Consider the following 16,587-nt stretch of genomic DNA (forward strand, 5'->3'; position numbering starts at 1 on the left):
CAGTCGTAAGGCGAGCCGGTTCCCCCGGCCGACGGCGTGCGATGTTGATGGCTGGACTAGTCGGATAGCAGAATCGTGCCAGCCAGGCGATACCCCCGCTGGGTATCGGTTCGTGTGGCCCCTCGGACACTTTAACCCCGCCAAAGGCTTTCACGTTTCGTGGATGTCTTCGGTGGGGACTTCGTCGACCCCAAGATCGAGGGTGACGCCGACAGCGGTGCAGACGATCGTGATGCCGCGGACGCGTAGCGGTATGGCGAGCCCGGCGGAGTCGCTGCCGTAGGTTTTTTCGACTATGCGCGGTGCCAGCTGGGCGCGGGCCCGCTGGAGAAGGTGGTCTTAACGGACGTACAAGGTCTTGGACCGGTCGGGTCGTGGGGCGCTGGCGCTCGTGTGGCCATGTCGGCAGCGGTAACGCGCCCTGCCGTGTGCCCAATGACCTTCGGCGCGACGTCCGCAGATTACGCAGATGACAAGGGCCCGTCAGCTGAGGAAGTCGGCTTCGCTGATTAGGGCTGGGTGGGCGCCGGGCGGGGAGAATTCCCATTGGTCGCGGGGATTCCAGCCGCGTGTGGGTTGTCCCGCGGCGGGCTGCTCGTGTCGCCGGGTTGGCTTTCGTGGTGGTCGACGCTTTCGGTGTAGCGAGGGTTCGCCCGGATCGAGGCGACGGTCCGCAGCGTCCACGCCGTGCCGGATCGATGCGGGCTTCGGGCCCGGTCGTGAGCTGAGGGAGGCGGCACGCCACGTGTGTTGAGGGCACGGGCGATGCCGGCGGTGCTGTGCAAGCGCCGATCCCAGCGGGCATGCTGCACATTCGGATGCGGACCGGGGTCGACCAACCGGTATCCATACGGTGGGCGGCCGCCGAGGTGACGTCCCTGGGTGCGTACCTGTGCGGCCATCGCTGCTGTCGTGCGCCGACGAGCGCGCAGCATCTCCGTGCGCCTGATGGCCCAGCAGCTGCAGCACCGCCTGGTGGGTGCTGTCACTCAGATCGACCGGCCCGTCGAGCTTGGCCGGCCACTCACCGATCCCGTACGCGTTGAGCGGGGCGGTGATGCCGCGCGCGTGGCCGGCGGTGAAGGCCCGTTCGAACTCGCCGATCACCACAGCGTCGAAGGTGCGCTCGGGCGCGGAGGCAGAACGCAACAGGGCGGCAGCCGCTGGGCGATGATGCCAAGGCAGAGCCGTCGAGCAGCTGGACGGCGTTGTCACGCTGCCATTCGCGCGATGACGCCGGATCCTGGAACTGCTCCGTTGACGTTCGCCCGTAGAAGGCGATCTTTTCGGCACCAGGGACCGACGCCGCAGCCGACCGCCTAACGACCAGTGATGATGCTCCGATTGCGGTCTGACAATGGTCGTGGCTGATCCGCCGAGCGACGGCCGTCGCCCTGCCACGAGAGCAGAGGCCGCGTCCTGCCCGGGCAGGGTCAGCCGGAGATGTCGAGTTGCACCGTGGCGATCTCCCAGGCCCGCAGTCGTAGCCGGACCAGCCCGTCCGCGTCGACGGCGAGCGCATCGCCGGCCCGCCCGAGCAGGTCGGCTCGCCATGCCGCGCGGATCGTCGCGCCCCCGAGCACCGCGGTTGTCTCCGCCGGTGTCTGTGCCACCAGCCGCGCCTCGATGCGGCCGGCGCGGTTCCGGACGCTGGTCAGCGTCACGCCCTCGCCGTCGACGGACAGCCCGATGGCCGGCGTAGGCAGCGCGGAGGCCACGGCGTCCGTGCCGGGAAAGGCCAGCAGTTCATGGCGGTACGCCTCGGCCTGCGCCAGCAGCCCGGCCTCGTGCCAGGTGCCCCGGTGCGGCAGTATCGCGAGCTCGACCGTGCGGAGCCCGCGGCACTGCGCCTCCGGTGTCGGCAGTTGCGGGCCGGCGGGTTCGTCGCGCAGGGCGTGCCGGTTGCGGGACAGCATCCCGATGGCGCGCAGCATCGTCACCGCCAGTTCGCGGCCGGAGTCGGTCAGCTCGTACTCGGTGGGCTGGGTCAGCAGCACTGCCAGCCCGCCGGCGGCGACGAACCCGTTGGCGGGGAAGGTCGGCAGGGGGACCTCTCCGCCGCCGCCCTCCGCGGTCGACCCGCGCTCGATGACGGCGAACTGGCCCTCGGCGTACGAGGTGTCGGCGGGCGACGGCAGCGGCAGGTGGAGCCGGACCCGGTGGTCGTCGCAGCGGTTGTCGAACTCGACCCGCAGGCGGGCGAACCGTTCGCCGCAGCGCAGTTCCACGCGGGTGGTGACGGTGATCGGCTCGCGGTCCACGGCGCGGGAGCCGGCGTCGACGTCAGCGCGGGCCGGCCAGCGGTACTCCCGCACGACGTCGAGCACGGCGACCAAGGGCCCGTCGTGTCGCACCGCCACGCGTACGGCCGTGGGCTTGTCGACGAGCTCGTCGGCGGCCGGCGGCGCGTAGTTGTAGCTGTCGCCCACGTCACCCCCGTCGACGATCCGCCCGATCCCGCCCGTGGTCACTCCGTCCGGGGTGGTCAGCGTGAGCGTGCCGTCTTCCGCGACCTCGACCCGTAGCAGGCCGTTGTCGAGGGCGGCGCCGGCCACCGTGCGCGACGCGCTCCCGAGGAACGGTCCGTGCGAACCGGAATCCGATCGGAGCGGCTCGTAGCTCACGGGCGCCGGTCGGACAGCGGTGCGTCCCAGTGGCGGCACCTCGACCAGGGCGGCCACGGTGGCCCGCGGCGCGGCCAGGATCCGTACCCGCCAGGTTTCGCTCGGCTCGGCGGAGTGCAGCGCCAGCCGGACGTCCGCGACGTCGAAGGTGGGGTCGCCGTCCCGGGCGACGTGGAAGGTCAGGGTGGCGTCGCCAGGTGCCACGGACCACGCGGCGACCTCCTGACCGTAAAGCTCCCGACCGTGCACCCGGGTCAGCACCTTCGCCAGATCTGCCGCCGGCACCACCTCGTCGGCGAGGGTGGTGGCGTCCCGGGCCAGGACCTGTGCGGGCACCCCGCGGCCGACGGCGTCGACAAGGGACACGGCGCCGTCGACCGGCGCGTCGACGTCGAGGTGGACCAGCGCGGTGCGGACCGCCGGGGTGGGGTTGAACAGCAGGTAGCCGTCCCGGGGCACGGCCGCGGCCAGCCGCGCGCCGACGAGGTCGCACACCGCCCGGCCGAGCTGGTCGCCCTCGGCGAGGCGCACGGCGACCTGCTCGGCGGTCTCGTCGCAGCCGCAACCGGTCACCGAATCGTGGCAGCTCGCGTCGATCAGCCGCGTCCAGGCCATGTCGAGGAAGCGCTGCACGGACGCGTCGTTGGTCAGAGCCGCGAGTGGCTCGGCATAACGCTCGACGCGTCGCTCGGCGCGGCCCATGGCCCGCTTCAGGTGGCCGCGCACGGAGAGCACGCCCGGCAGGATGTTGGCCCGGGCATGCGAGCGCAGCTCACCGCGGACCACCGGCAGTCGGTCGACAGTAGACGGTTGGGTGGCGAAGTACTCGGTCAGCGTGCCCAGACGCAGCGTCGTGGCGGGGAGGTCGGCGGCGGCGAGCAGGTCGGGGGCGCCGGGTGCCGGTGCCGCGTGATCGGTGCCGTACATCGCGAGCGCGGGGGTCGTCTCCCCGTCGAACCGCCACGCGGCGAGCATGCCGGCGAGGTCGCCGGCCCGGCGGGTGACCTGCGCGGGATCGTCCAGCAGACCGGCGGCGTTGCCGTAGCCGCCGGGCAGGTACTCCGTGCGGACCGTGGTGCCGTCCGGCGCCTGCCAGGCGAAGGCATGCCGGTGCAGGGCTTGCGGAGCGCCGCGGAAGACACAGGCGTGGGCCAGCCCGGCCCCGACGAGAATCTGCGGCATCTGCGCGATGTGGCCGAACATGTCGGGCAGGTAGCCGACCGGCATCGCGCCGCCCAGCTCCGCGCTGCGACGCAGCCCTCGCTCCAGGTTGCGCACGATGTTCTCCCCGGAGCACAGGAACTCGTCGAGCAGGATCTGCCACGGTCCCACCGCCAGGCGGCCGGCCTTGACGAGGGCGATGACCTGCTCACGCCGTTCCGGGCGGACCTCGAGGTAGTCGTCGACCGCGGCGAGCTGCCCGTCGAGGGTGAACCGTTGCCTCGGATCCCGCTCCATCCGGTCGAACACGTCGTCGAGCAGCGCCACCAGCCGCAGCCGGAACCGCTGGAACGGCTCGTACCACTCCCGGTCCCAGTGCGTATGCGGCACCACGATGATCTCGGCCGGTCCTGTCATCGGCTCTCCGCCTCTCCGCCGATCGGCGCCCCGGTCAGCTCACCGAAGCGGCGCACCACCTGCTGGCTGGTCCTGATGTCGGCCGCGCCCTCCAGGACGCCGGTCAGTGGGGCCACACCCGCGGTGACCATCGCGTGGAACGCGACCAGCTGCTCCTCGAACGCCTCGGTCACCGAGCGGAACGCGGTGCGTCGCTCGGCGTCGCCCTGGGCTTCCACGACGGTCAGCGTGGTCGGCGTGTTGAGCAGGTAGGGCGACGGGAACACGAGCTCCAGCGAGCCGCGGGCGTGGTGCAGGGTGACCGTCTCGCGGTACGCGGGGTAGTCCGGCAGAAGCAGCCACCGGATCCCGTAGCGGGCGCCGCCGGTCAGCCGCCCGCTGATCTCGACGGACGGCTCGGCCGGGGCGTCGGGAAGGGGCCAGACGGCCACGTGGTCGACGGTGGCCGGCGGCCCGGTGAACAACCGCAGCAGCGACAGGTCGTGGGAGATGCTGTTGATCAGAATCCGGTAGAGGGCACGGGCACCGGGGTCGGTGCCGACGGCAGCGTCGAGCAGCGCCCGGTCGGCGGCGGCGAGCCGGGCGGCGGTCGTGGCCGGCACGTCGGCCGGTGCTGGAGGCAGGTTGGCGAAGCGCAGCTGCCGGTCTCCACTGGGGTGCAGCACGGTCACCTCGACCGCGTGCACCGCCTGTGCGCCGCCGAGCTCGGCCAGCAGCCGCGCGGCCTCGACCACCGCCGGGTCGTACTGCTTCATGTAGCCGACCATCAGCGCACGGGTGCTGGTGGCGGCCAGTCGGGCCGTCTCCGCCAGCGTGTACGCCAAGGGCTTTTCACAGAGCACCGGAAGGCCTGTGTCCAGCGCCGCCGCGGCCAGCTCGCCGTGCGAGCCGGAGGTGGCCAGCAGCAGCCCGTCGCAGCCGCCCTCGGTCACCATCCGGGCCGCGTCGGTGTAGCGGCGGGACGGCTCGACCCCGTACCGCTCGCCCAGCTCGGCGACCCGGGACGGGGACACGTCGGCCAGCGCCACGAGCTCGAACAGGTCGTCGCGGCGGCGCAACAGCGGCAGGTGCACGGTGCGGGCGATGGTGCCCAGTCCGGCCACCGCGACCCGGATCCGCTTCATCGCAACGCCTCGTCGAGCCACCGCCGGTTGGCGTGCTGGTCCGCGCGGATCCGGCCGAGATCGCGACCTGCGGCGGGGCTGTCCTGCTCGATCACCAACCAGCCGAGGTAGCCGATCTCGTCGAGACCGGCGAGCACACCGGCGAGGTCGACGTCGCCGCGGCCCAGAGCGCAGAACCCGCCGGCCGCCACCACATCCATCAGATCGCCGCCGGCCGCCCGGACTCGCGCGTGGGCGGCCAGGTCCGCGTCCTTCAGGTGCACCTGGCCGATCCGTCCGGCCCAGCGGCGCACGGCGGCGACCGGGTCACCGCCGGCGAGCGCGAGGTGCCCCGTGTCCAGGCAGATCGCGAGGTCGGTGAGCTCGAGCAGGCGGTCGGCCTCCGCCGCGGACTCCACGTCGGTGCCGAGGTGGTAGTGGAAGACCGGCTCCAGGCCGCGGTCGCGGCAACGATCGGCGGCCTGCTGGATCCGGGCGGCGAAGTCCGGCCAGGCCCCGTCGGGCAGCGCTGACGCCGGGTCGGCCGGGATGCCGGGTCGGGCCATCCGCGCGGGATTGCCGGGGCAGGCCAGCGTCGGCCGGGGCGCGAACCGCGGGTCGTCGCCGCGTGCGGCGGTGAACACGTCGAGCGCGGCGTCCAGCAGAACAAGATCCTCGGCGAACCCGTCCGGATCCGCGAAACGCAGGTCGACCCACCCGCCGGCGAGCGCGATGCCGGCCCCTTCCAGTCGCCGGGGAAGGGTCGCCACGTCACCGAGGTAGCCGATCGGGCCGGAGTCGACGCCGGTATAGCCGTCTTCGGCGAGCGCTGCCAGCAGCTGGTCGGGACCGACGGGCGCGGTCGCGGTCTGGTAGATGCCGTAGTTGACGGGGGCGCCGGCCACCCGGGTGCGTGCGCTCAGCCGCACAGTGCGATCACCTCCATGCGGTAGGACTCCAGGATGTGCAGCCCCTCGGTGGCCGGTAGCAGGCACCGGTCGCCGCGGACCAGCCGGTGCCGCCCGTCCGGATAGGCCAGCAGGGCGCCGTCGGCGTCGAGCGCCAGCAGCTCGTCGTCCAGCCGCAGCAGCAGTGGTCCGTCGGGATCGGCGGAGATGGCGGTGCGGCCGGCGCGCAACGCGTCCAGCACGGCGTCGCCGGGCGGGGCGTCGCGGTCGGCGAGCAGCCAGGTGGTGGGGGAGCCGGGCAGCGCGTCGGCGCCGGGACGGTGAAAGTCGCTGCCGCCGATCGGGATGACATCGGGCCGCCAGGCCCGCGCGAAGGCCAGCGGCGCGCCCCAGGTCCGGTCCCACCAGCCGGAGTGCCACACCTCGACCAGGCGGGTGCGGTCGGCGAGCGGCTGGCGCCAGGCGCAGTCGCCGCCGAGCGGGTGGTTGACCGACATCACGCCGCCGTCCCGCTGCGCGGCCGCGCTCCAGTCATCGGGCGCCCGCCGGAAGTCGATCCAGCGCACCGGGCCGAAGACGTTGGCGTGCCCGCGGTCGGTGGTCACCTCCTGGCCGGGCACCAAGGTGATGCCGTAGCGGTCGGAGGCGGCCGGCAGCCACGGGTGGTGGCTGACGGTGTTGTGGTCGGTGACGGCGAGGAAGTCGAGGCCGCGGGAGGCGGCGAGCGCGGCGAGCTCGTCGATGGTGTGGGCCCCGTCGCTGTGCACCGTGTGCGCGTGGAGGTCGCCGGCGAGCCACCGCCGGCCGTCGACGTCGGGTAGGTCCCGCCGGGGCGGCCGCCATGGGCGAGGCGGCGCGGCCGGCGGCTCGGGCGCCGGGGGAGCGGCGCCGGTGGTGGTGGCGGTCACCTCGTAGTCGAGGCCGCCCGGTGGGATGCGGTGCAGCCGCAGCAGCACCTGCCACTCGCCGGGTGGCAGCTCGCCGGGCAGGTAGCCGGGCGTGGCCCAGCCGGCGGCGATGGTGTAGCTGTCGCGGGCGCCACCCGACCAGCCGCGGAAGCCGGCCGGGTCGAGGCAGCCCAGGTCGAGCACGCCCGCCTCGCGGGGATAGTCCAGCCGCACGGTGAGCGCCGCGGTGCCGGGCGGGACGGTGACCGGCAGCGTCCGCAGCACGTCGTCGGCCCGATGCTGCAACGTCCACCGGCCCCGGTGCACGACCATGCTCAGCTCCGCGCCGCAGCGGGCACGCCCGCTTCGGCGCCGGCGGTGACCAGGTCACCGTCGCGGTAGAGCAGCGACCGGCCCGGGCGGGGAACCACCCACCCGACATCGCCCGCGTCCGGTTCACGGCCCTCCGCCACGACGACCTGGACGCTCGTGGTGTCCCCTTCGGTGCCGTCAGGGGCGCCGGTCGGGACGTCGAGCGAGACCAGGGACAGGCTGCCCAGGTTCTCCACCACCACGACCTGCCCGGTGAGCGCGCCCTCGACCCGCGTGGGGGAGTAGTCGAGGTACTCCGGGCGGACCGCGTAGACCAGCCGTTCCCCATCGGTGACCTGGCCCCGCGCGTCGTCGGGCAGCGGGAGCCGGGCGGCGCCGACGGCCAGTTCGTCGCCGCGCACCTCCGCGCCGATGAGGTTCATCGGTGTCGACCCGATGAACCCGGCGACGAACGTGTTGGCCGGGCGGCGGAACACCTCGGTAGGGGTGCCGACCTGGCGGATCCGGCCGCCCTCCATGACCGCGATCCGGTCGGCGAGGGCGAGCGCCTCGGCCTGGTCGTGGGTGACGAAGACGGTGGTGACGCCGAGCTCACGTTGGAGCCGCTTGAGGAAGGTGCGTGCCTCCAGGCGGAGCCGAGCATCCAGATTGGACAGTGGTTCGTCGAGTAGGAACACCTGCGGGTGGCAGGCCATCGCCCGGGCGAGTGCGACGCGCTGCTGCTGACCGCCGGAGAGCTGCCCCGGGCGCCGTTGCAGAAGCGCGGACAGGCCGAGCTCGTCGGCGGTCTCCGCGGCCTTTTCGGTGCGCTCGCGCCGGTCGACCTTCTTGATCCGCAACGGGTAGGCGATGTTGTCCTGGACCGTCATGTGCGGGAAGAGCGCGTAGTCCTGGAAGACCATGGCCACGTCGCGCTTGCCCGGCGGCAGGTTGGTGACGTCGCGCTCACCGATGTGCACAGCGCCGCCGGAGGCGACCTCCAGACCGGCGATGGTGCGCAACAGCGTGGTCTTGCCGCAGCCGGACGGGCCGAGCAGGGCGAAGAACTCGCCGTCGGCGATCTCGAGGTCGAGGGCGTCGAGGGCGCGTACTCCGCCGGGGTAGACCTTGGTCAGCTCGCGCATGGTGATGGCGGACATCAGCGCTTGATCCCTCCGTGGAAGCGGAATCCGTATCGGCTGCTGACGAAGACGAACATCAGCGCCACCGGCAGCGAGTACAGCAACGAGAACGTGGAGAGCAGCCGAAGGTCGGCCTGGCCGCCCTCGGTGTAGAGGGTGTACATGATGACCGCTGCCGGCGCCTTGTCCGGGCCGCGCAGCAGCAGGAACGGCACCAGGAAGTTGCCCCAGACGTTGGCCACGGCCCACACTCCGACGGTGGCCAGGCCGGGGCGGACCAACGGCACCACGATGTGCCGCATGATCTGCAACGGGCTGGCGCCGAAGACGCGGGCAGACTCCTCATAGGACGCCGGAGTGGAGTCCATGAAGTCCTTGAGGATGAAGATGGCGGCCGGCAGCAGGCCTCCGCTGAGGATCAGGATCACGCCGAGTCGGGAGTCGATCAGGTTGAGCCGGAAGGCCAGCTCGAACAGCGGCACCATGGTGGCGGTGCCGGTGACGATCGACGAGAGCAGCAGCAGACCGTAGAGCAGCGCGTCCCGGCCTGGCACCCGGACCCGGCTCAGCGCGTACGCGGCGAGGGCGGCGAACGTCACCACCAGCACGGCGGTGCCGGCGGCGAGGTAGACCGAGTTGAGCAGCGACCGCAACGCGTACGGGTTGTCCAGCAAAGCCCGGAAGTTGTCCAAGGTGAACCGGGGCAGCGAGGCCGTTACCGTCGGTGTGTCGTCGAACGGGGCGGTGGCCAGCCACAGCAGCGGCAACGCGAAGAAGGCCAGGACGACGCTGAGGAACGTGTAGCGGCCGATCTGGGCCAGCAGGTGCCGCACCGCGACGGTCGGACGCTGCCCGGTCGGTGCGCTCGGGGCGGTGGTGACGGTCACGAAGGCTCCTTCCGCCGTCCCAGCAGGCGCAGGTAGACCAGCGCGATGACCAGGTTGATCAGCAGCATGACGAACGAGATCGCGGCGCCGAAACCGAGCTCACCGCCGGCGAGCGCCACCTTGTAGACGTACACCGGCAGGATCTCCGAACGCTGCTCCGGCCCGCCCGCGGTGATCAGGAACGGCGCGAAGTCGTTGAACGTCCAGAGGCTGATCAGCAGGAGGTTGGTCAGCACGTGCCCGCGAATGCGGGGGAACACCACATCGCGCAGCTGTTGCCAGGTCGACGCGCCGGCCAGGCGGGCGGTCTCCAGGTGCGAGCGGGGGACGTTCTCCAGCGCCGCGGCGTAGAGCATCATCGAGAACGCGGTGCCGCGCCAGGTGTTGAAGATGATGATCGACAGCATGGGGTAGTCGAGCAGCCAGGCCATGCCGGGGATGCCGAGCAACGCGTTGAGCGTGCCCGCGTCCCGGTCGAGCAGGGCGATCCACAGGAAGGCGACCACCGAGCTCGGCAGGATCCACGAGAGCAGGATCAGCCCTTCAACGACCCGACGCAGCGGGCCGCGGCGGTCGCGCAGCGCGTACGCGATGGCGAAGCCCAACCCGGCCTGGCCGATGACCGCGGAACCGAGGACGAACTGGAGTGTCAGCAGCAGCGAGGTGCGGAACCGCTCGTCGCCCAGCGCGTTGGTGAAGTTGTCCAGCCCCACGATCTCCGGACTGGCCGCGGCCAGTCCCGTCAGCCGGTAGTTGGTCAGTCCCAGGTAGATCGTCCAGACGGCGGGCACCACCAGGAAGACCAGGATCAGCACCATGGCCGGGACGAGGAAACCGGCGGCCCGGGCCCGGCCGAGGCCCGCGGCGTCGGGGGCGGGGGAGGCGCCCGGGATGGGGCGCTCTCCCTCGACCAGCTCGTCAGGAGGCGACGTTGCCTGCGCCACCGACGATCCCTTCGAGCTTTTGCTGGTAGGCGGTGGCCACCTCGTCGACGCTCTTGCCACCGGTCACCTCGGCGGTCGCCTCTTGCAGCGCGACCGACACCTGCGGGTAGACCGCCAGCGGCGGCCGGTACGCGGTGATCGGGAGCACCTTCTCGGCGACGAAGTTGAGCATCGGGTCGGCCGCGAGCACCTCCTTGTTGACGTCGGTGCGGGCGGTGATCCGGGTCGCGCCGGCGAGCTCGGCCTTGACCGCCTCCGCCGAGTGCATGAAGGACAACAGCTCCCACGCCTGCGACGGGTACTTGGAGTTGGGGTTGAGCGTCCGCACGCCGCCGCCGGACATGCTGACGAAGTCCTGGCCGTTGATGCCCGCGCCGGGCTGCTTGGCGGGGATCAGCGCGTAACCGACGGTGGCGTCACGATCGCCCATCTTGGCGATGCCGTCCGTGGGGTGCACCACGCTGCGCCAGAAGTAGTCGCCCTCGGCGAGGATGCCGATCTTGCCAGCGGCGAACTCGGTGAATGACTTGTCCCGACCCTTCGCCTCCTGCTGCAGCTTCGGGTCGCCCAGGCCCCCAGCGTAGATCTTGCTGTAGAGGTCGAGCATGTCCTTGACCGGCTGGCCGGCGCCCGCCCACTTGCCGTCCTGGTAGATCTCGCCGCCGGCGCCGGCCAGCATGGGCAGCGCACCCTGCATCGAGGTCGCCTCGCCCATGGCCGTGCCGGCGTTGAGCTGGATGGGAGTGACGCCTGGTAGCGCCTTGAGTTTGGCGCCGGCGTCAAGGATCTCCTGCCAGCTCTTGGGCTGCCATTCGGCGGGCAGACCGGCCTGGGCGAACAGCTTCTTGTTGTAGTAGAGGACCCGACCGTCGGTGCCCAGCGGGATGCCGTAGCGCTTGTCCTCGAAGGTGCCGAGACCCTGCACCGTCTCCGGGATCTGCGACCAGCCCTCCCAGGTGTCCACCTGGTCGCCGGCCACCTCGCCGAGGGGCTTGAGATATCCGGCCTGTACGAACTCGCCGACCCAGATGCCGTCGACGGCGATCACGTCGGCGCCGCCCTTGGACCGCAGGTCGAGGGCCAGCTTCGTCTTGAACTGCTCGTCATCGACGCCGCTGGGCACGAAGGTCACCTTGGCGGTGACACCCTTGGCCTTCTGCGCCTCGACGAACCGCGGGATGACCCATTGCTCGATCCACTCCGCGCCAGCGGCGTTCTTGCCGCCGGCGATCGCGTTGGCGGAGATGGTGAGCGTGATGTTCTTGGCGTCCTTGCCCGCGGGCTCGGACGAGTCGCCGCACGCCGTCGTGGTGAGGCCGACGGCGAGGGCGGTGCACGCGGCGAGCACGCGCGTCGCGTGTCTGGGCTTGGCTGACATGGGCTGCTTCCCTTCGCAAGGAGAGGCTTCGAAGAGACTCGCGAATCGCCCGCCGACCGCGCGATGTGCCGCCAGCGGTACAAGCGCCACAATGTCATGACAGCCTGACGACGTAAATACCTGTCATTGAAATGATCCGGAAACACGTCGGGTCACCGCTCGGCGACGGACACCTCGAGCGAGTACCGGCTGCCGCGGTAGATGTGCGCGCCGTGTTCGACGCAGATGCCCAGGTCGTCGTATCCGGTGCGGCTCATCGTGAGCACCGGTGCGCCGCGCCGCTCGCCGAGCATCTTCGCCTCCACACCGGTCGCCGCCCGGGCACCGATGCGCTGGTGGGCGCCGCGAATCCGGATGCCGCTCGCGCGCAGGATCGTGTAGAGACCGTCGCGCTGCAGTGCGTCGATCGTGAGCTTGACCCGGTCGACAGGCAGCCAGTTCTCCATCACGGCCAAGGGCTCGCCGTCGGCGAGCCGTAGCCGTCGCAGGTGCTGCACATCCTTGCCGGCGGCGATGCCGAGCGCGACGGCGATCTCGGCCGGACAGGGCACGGTCGCCAGCTCGAGCACCGACGTGGACGGTCGCTGCCCGCTTCGCAGCAGGTCGTCGTGCAGGCTGGTCAACTCGACCGACCGTCGCACCTCGACCCGGACGACCTGGGTGCCGACGCCACGGCGACGGACCATCAGTCCCTTGTCGACGAGGTGTTGGATGGCCTGTCGGACGGTCGGGCGCGACAGCCCGAGCCGGTCGGCCAGCTGCAACTCGCTGTCGAGCCGGTCACCGGGCGCCAGCTCGCCGCGCCGGATCGCCGCGGCCAGCTGCTCGGCGACCTGGAAGTAGAGCGGGACCGGGCTGCTCCGGTCGACCGCGATCTCGGGACGGCTCACGGTACCTCCTCGCTGTGCGCACGCGGGGATCATGTGGGCGTCACTGTACCTATCCGGTCACCTGACGGTAGGCGCGGATGTCATGACAACATGATGATGTACGACTTCGCGGCAAGTACGCGGTCCGCGAGCTACGCGGGATTCCGTCCGCCTGAGCTCCTTGCTAGCTACGGTCCATGTCACGCTCCAGGTCGCCGTTGTAAAGGTCGCGGACGATCGCCCGGACGAGCCGGGGTACGCCGGTGCGCAAGCTCGCGATGTCGCCGACCAGTCGCCCGAAGCTGGGACTGGCCGCCGCGGTGAACGTGTGCACGTCCCGGAGAAAGGGCGCGTCGCCCGGGCGCTTCTCGCACAACTGGTAACCCGACCCGACGTAGGGGTAGCCGCTCAGACGGGACGGAGCGGCGGCGGCGGGCGGGTGCCGGTCGTGCCACATCGCGATGTCGCCGGCGATCCGGCGCAGTTCGACACGCGTATGCGGGTCGTACTGGTAGCCCGTGCCGGCGATGACGAAGTCGAACAGGTGGGAGCCGTCGTCCGTGTCGACCCGGACCTTCCCACGGCGGACCCGGACGGCCCGCCACGTCGTGCCGACATGGAGGTGAAAGGCGCGATGGACAGTGGCTCGCCGCACCGCCTCCAGCGGGACACTGGCGCCGCCGCGGTGCGCGCGCGTCCACGTCTCCCAACGGAAATCGTCGGGCCGCAGGTGGTACGCCTCCTCGGCACCGGCGTTCGGTGGGATGCTGTTCGGCCGCGCGATCACGACGTCCGGCCGTCGGCAGAAGAGACGGACCTCCGCCGCTCCTGCTTCGAGCGCCGTAGCGGCGGCGTCGAACGCCGACGAAGCCGCGCCGAGGATGCCGACGGAGGCGCCGGCGAGCCCCGCGAAGTCGATCCGGTCCGCCGTGTGGGCGCGCAGGTGGCGGGGGAGCGTGGCGAGGGCCGGCGGCACGAACGGCCCACCGGTGCCGTCGACGCCGTTGGCGAGCACCACCTTGCGGACGGTCTCCACCGTCGCCGCTCCGTCGCGGAGGAGGTGCAGGCGCAGGTGTCCGCGCGCCGGTTCGATGTCGACGAGCCGGGTCCGGTGCCGCACGGCGACACCGACCTGGCCGGTGAACCAGGTCAGGTAGTCGGCCCAGTCGGTCCGTGCGATCCGGTCAACGGCATGAAAGGCCTCGACGCCGTGCGACGCTTCGTACCACGCGCGGAAGCTGAGCGCCGGGATGCCGATCTCCGGGCCGGACCGGTCCTTGGGTGTGCGGAGCACCCGCATCCGGGCCGTCGTCCGCCAGCCACCCACCTCGGCCGGGTCGGCCGCGTCCAGCACCGTGATGTTGCGGACGCCGGCGCGGCGTAGGGCGAAAGCGATGGTGACGCCGCACTGGCCGCCGCCGACGACGGCGACGTCACGGTCGACACCCGCTGGCTCGACCCAGTTGGCGGGCTCAGGGCCCAGGAGGCGCAACGCCTCCTGGGCCCTGACGTCGGCCAGCGCCGCTCGGTGCGGGCGCGGCCCGGCGGCGTTCACCGCTCGGCGAAGGACCAGCAGAAGTCGAACTCCTCGCCGAACTCGACGAATCGGTCGAAGTAGTGGGTCTGGATGAGCTCCGCGAGCTTCTCCGCCGTCATGGTCGCCTCAGTTGTTGACATGCCGTTCCTCCAGTTGGGTTTTGTTCCCGGCCGTGTTCCGGCCAAGCTCGTTGATCTCGGGCAGGCTCAGGCCGAGTTCGTCGCGGAGAAAGGTGCACACCCGCCAGTACTGCGCCCGCTCTTCGGTGAACTCCCCGAATCGGCTGACGTACCGCGGAATCCAGGCGACGAACTCCCGCACGGCCGCCGTGCGCCCGACCGCTTCGATGTAGGCGGAAAGCTTCAGCGACTCGTGATGGACGAAGGTCCCACCCGGCAGGCTTTCGCACAGCCGCGCATACGAGCGGGTCTGCACGACCAACGCGTGCCAGATCTCGTCGACCTCCTTGCTCAGCGGGATGAAACACCCACCGAGTTCCGAGGCGATGCTCAGAAACCTCAGGCATTCCTCGACCTGCACGCCGAGCGCGACCGGTGACCGGTCGGAGAACTCCTCGCGGAGGAGCTCCCACATGCGGGCGCTGATCAGTGAGCTGGTGAGCGTGTCCTGCGTAACGCGGCCTCCACTGTGCACGGCCACGAGGTTACGCACGGGCGCGCCGCCGCCGCTGTCGCCGGCAGGCGTCGCTTCGCGCCGTCGTTTACGTCGAGAGGCGACTGTGCGGCGGTGATCCGCGCCGTCGCGCCGCGGCGGAACGCCATCACCGGGCTGATGCGCGGGTGTGGCGATCGTCAGGAGGCGACGCCGCGCCCCGTCGAAGGCGACCGGGACCGCGCTTCCGCTCGGCAGACGAGGGAGTCGAGCACCCCTAGCGTTCGAGTCGACCGGACAGCAGCGGCGCAGGGTCGCCGCGACCTAGTGGAGGACGCAATGTCTCGTACGAGACTGACGACAATCGCGCTCATCGTGTTCGTGTGGGCGTCGATGATGGCATTCGGCGGCGTCGCCGCCGAAACCGTGATGCTCTATCCCAATATCTTCGGCGATGCGCCCGCGTCGCTGGACCGCGCCCGGGATTTCCTGGTCGACGGCGGCCCGAGCGACTACTTCCCGCCGCTCGGTGCCATGACGGTGCTGGCCGCCGCGGCGAGCGTCGTGCTGACGTGGCGGGTGCGCCGCATCCGCTGGTTCGTGGTGGCCGCGACGGGCGTGTTCGTCGCCTGTGACTTCCTCTTCTCTGTGCTGTTCTTCTGGCCGCGCAACGACATCATGTTCGTCGACCCGCCCGGCACCCACACGGCGGAGTATCTGCGCCAAGTGGCGGAGGAGTTCGTCGCCGGCCACTCCGTCCGACTCGTCGGTGGCGCGGTGACCTCGGCCCTCGCCTTCACGGCGCTTCTGGTGTGGGTCCGCGACAACGCCCGGACGCCTGTGGCGGCTGACGCCGTCCCGTGAGCGCACGTGCGGGACCGGGCCGGCGACGCCAGCCCGGTCCCGCAACGACTTCTGCTCTACCAGACATTCCAAAAGGGACACCGTGACGGCATTTCGCATTCTCCATCTCTCCGACCCGCACCTGACCGGCAGCGGATACGACGAAGACGGCGTGGACGCCGCTCGAGCGCTCGACTTGGTGATCGCGGCGGCCCGTGACGTCGACGACCTCGATCTGATCGTGACCACCGGTGACATCGCGGACGACGGATCTGTCAAAGGATGCCTGCGGGCGCGCGACGCGATCGGCGCGTTCGCCGGCGAGCGGGGCGTGCCGCACGTCTACACCACCGGAAACCACGACCGCCGGCCGGCATTCGAGGAGGTGTTCGGCAGTGGTCACCTCGGCGCCGACGGCCGGGATGTCGCCACCGCCCGCGGTCCCGCGGGCGCGTGCGCGGCCGTGAGTGAGGTCCTGGGCCTGCGGGTCGTCACGCTGGACAGCCTGGTGCCCGGCTCGGGGCACGGACTCCTCGGTGGCGCTCAGCTCCAGTGGTTGGGTGACCTGCTCTCGACGGACGCGCCGCGCGGGACGATCGTCGCGCTGCATCACCCGCCCATCGCTCTCACCCGGCATCCGCTGTCACACCTGCTGCTGCACGATCCGCAGCCGTTGGCGGACGCCGTCGCCAACAGCGACGTCCGTGCCATCCTGTGCGGACACCTGCACCACGACCTGGCCGGCGCGCTGGGACCGGTGGCGGTCCACGTCGCACCCGGCATTGTCACCCGGGTCGACCTGGCAGGGCCGAGCACCGAGCTGACGGCCGTGCTGGGCCCGCGGGCATCCATTGTGGAGCTGGGCACCGAGTGGGCTCCGACGACCTGCACCCTGACGGCCCGCGATCCGTGGGCCGGGAGGCTGGTCTACCGCGTCGACGCCACCGCCGTCTGAGTCGGCCC

General features: G+C 71.3%; 14 protein-coding genes. 2 read left to right on the forward strand and 12 right to left on the reverse strand.

Annotation, left to right across the window (positions count from 1 at the left end):
* Nucleotides 1-1,433: 1,433 nt before the first annotated feature.
* The 12 genes from O7635_RS24695 to O7635_RS24750 all read right to left on the reverse strand — a co-directional run bounded on the left by O7635_RS24695 (nucleotide 1,434) and on the right by O7635_RS24750 (nucleotide 14,763).
* The gene (locus O7635_RS24695; RefSeq protein ID WP_278082842.1) at nucleotides 1,434-4,202 is read right to left on the reverse strand and encodes a glycoside hydrolase family 38 C-terminal domain-containing protein; all 2,769 of its coding nucleotides are present in this window, start codon (nucleotides 4,200-4,202) and stop codon (nucleotides 1,434-1,436) included.
* Nucleotides 4,199-5,326 carry a Gfo/Idh/MocA family oxidoreductase gene (locus O7635_RS24700; protein WP_278082843.1) on the reverse strand — a complete coding sequence of 376 codons (1,128 nt, stop codon included), beginning with the start codon at nucleotides 5,324-5,326 and terminating at the stop codon, nucleotides 4,199-4,201. The genes O7635_RS24695 and O7635_RS24700 overlap by 4 nt, the downstream gene beginning before the upstream one ends.
* Complete coding sequence (locus O7635_RS24705; protein WP_278082844.1) at nucleotides 5,323-6,234, reverse strand: sugar phosphate isomerase/epimerase; 912 nt, start codon at nucleotides 6,232-6,234, stop codon at nucleotides 5,323-5,325. The genes O7635_RS24700 and O7635_RS24705 overlap by 4 nt, the downstream gene beginning before the upstream one ends.
* Nucleotides 6,225-7,433: a CehA/McbA family metallohydrolase gene (locus tag O7635_RS24710; protein ID WP_278082845.1), complete on the reverse strand. Its 1,209-nt coding sequence runs from the start codon at nucleotides 7,431-7,433 to the stop codon at nucleotides 6,225-6,227. The genes O7635_RS24705 and O7635_RS24710 overlap by 10 nt, the downstream gene beginning before the upstream one ends.
* Nucleotides 7,434-7,435: 2 nt before the next feature.
* Nucleotides 7,436-8,572, reverse strand: coding sequence for an ABC transporter ATP-binding protein (locus O7635_RS24715; protein ID WP_278082846.1), 1,137 nt, complete (start codon nucleotides 8,570-8,572; stop codon nucleotides 7,436-7,438).
* On the reverse strand, nucleotides 8,572-9,441 hold the full coding sequence (locus O7635_RS24720) for a carbohydrate ABC transporter permease (RefSeq protein ID WP_278082847.1): 870 nt from the start codon (nucleotides 9,439-9,441) through the stop codon (nucleotides 8,572-8,574). The genes O7635_RS24715 and O7635_RS24720 overlap by 1 nt, the downstream gene beginning before the upstream one ends.
* Nucleotides 9,438-10,385 (reverse strand): sugar ABC transporter permease, encoded by a 948-nt coding sequence (locus O7635_RS24725; protein ID WP_278082848.1) that lies wholly within the window; start codon nucleotides 10,383-10,385, stop codon nucleotides 9,438-9,440. Before O7635_RS24725 ends, O7635_RS24720 begins: the two co-directional genes overlap by 4 nt.
* Nucleotides 10,360-11,763: an extracellular solute-binding protein gene (locus tag O7635_RS24730; protein ID WP_278082849.1), complete on the reverse strand. Its 1,404-nt coding sequence runs from the start codon at nucleotides 11,761-11,763 to the stop codon at nucleotides 10,360-10,362. Before O7635_RS24730 ends, O7635_RS24725 begins: the two co-directional genes overlap by 26 nt.
* A 152-nt stretch (nucleotides 11,764-11,915) precedes the next feature.
* A complete protein-coding gene (locus O7635_RS24735) occupies nucleotides 11,916-12,653 on the reverse strand; it encodes a GntR family transcriptional regulator (RefSeq protein WP_278082850.1) in 738 nt (245 codons plus the stop codon).
* A 163-nt stretch (nucleotides 12,654-12,816) separates the two neighbouring features.
* Entirely contained in the window at nucleotides 12,817-14,187 is a 1,371-nt protein-coding gene (locus O7635_RS24740; RefSeq protein WP_278082851.1) for an FAD-dependent oxidoreductase, read from the reverse strand.
* Nucleotides 14,184-14,309: a hypothetical protein gene (locus O7635_RS24745; protein ID WP_278082852.1), complete on the reverse strand. Its 126-nt coding sequence runs from the start codon at nucleotides 14,307-14,309 to the stop codon at nucleotides 14,184-14,186. Before O7635_RS24745 ends, O7635_RS24740 begins: the two co-directional genes overlap by 4 nt.
* Nucleotides 14,296-14,763 carry a hypothetical protein gene (locus tag O7635_RS24750; RefSeq protein WP_278082853.1) on the reverse strand — a complete coding sequence of 156 codons (468 nt, stop codon included), beginning with the start codon at nucleotides 14,761-14,763 and terminating at the stop codon, nucleotides 14,296-14,298. Before O7635_RS24750 ends, O7635_RS24745 begins: the two co-directional genes overlap by 14 nt.
* 153 nt (nucleotides 14,764-14,916) lie before the next feature.
* On the opposite strand from O7635_RS24750, the gene O7635_RS24755 reads away from it, so the two are divergent.
* Nucleotides 14,917-15,645, forward strand: a complete 729-nt coding sequence (locus O7635_RS24755) for a DUF1772 domain-containing protein (protein WP_278082854.1) — start codon at nucleotides 14,917-14,919, stop codon at nucleotides 15,643-15,645.
* A gap of 82 nt (nucleotides 15,646-15,727) precedes the next feature.
* Nucleotides 15,728-16,579, forward strand: coding sequence for a metallophosphoesterase (locus tag O7635_RS24760; RefSeq protein WP_278082855.1), 852 nt, complete (start codon nucleotides 15,728-15,730; stop codon nucleotides 16,577-16,579).
* The last annotated feature ends 8 nt before the right edge of the window (nucleotides 16,580-16,587 follow it).

It is taken from the genome of Asanoa sp. WMMD1127 (genome assembly GCF_029626225.1).
Lineage (GTDB): Bacteria > Actinomycetota > Actinomycetes > Mycobacteriales > Micromonosporaceae > Asanoa.

Coding starts and splice junctions, on each gene's coding strand:
- O7635_RS24695 (WP_278082842.1), bottom strand. CDS start 4,202: ATGACAGGACCGGCCGAGATCATCGTGGTGCCGCATACGCACTGGGAC.
- O7635_RS24700 (WP_278082843.1), bottom strand. CDS start 5,326: ATGAAGCGGATCCGGGTCGCGGTGGCCGGACTGGGCACCATCGCCCGC.
- O7635_RS24710 (WP_278082845.1), bottom strand. CDS start 7,433: ATGGTCGTGCACCGGGGCCGGTGGACGTTGCAGCATCGGGCCGACGAC.
- O7635_RS24715 (WP_278082846.1), bottom strand. CDS start 8,572: ATGTCCGCCATCACCATGCGCGAGCTGACCAAGGTCTACCCCGGCGGA.
- O7635_RS24730 (WP_278082849.1), bottom strand. CDS start 11,763: ATGTCAGCCAAGCCCAGACACGCGACGCGCGTGCTCGCCGCGTGCACC.
- O7635_RS24745 (WP_278082852.1), bottom strand. CDS start 14,309: ATGTCAACAACTGAGGCGACCATGACGGCGGAGAAGCTCGCGGAGCTC.
- O7635_RS24750 (WP_278082853.1), bottom strand. CDS start 14,763: ATGTGGGAGCTCCTCCGCGAGGAGTTCTCCGACCGGTCACCGGTCGCG.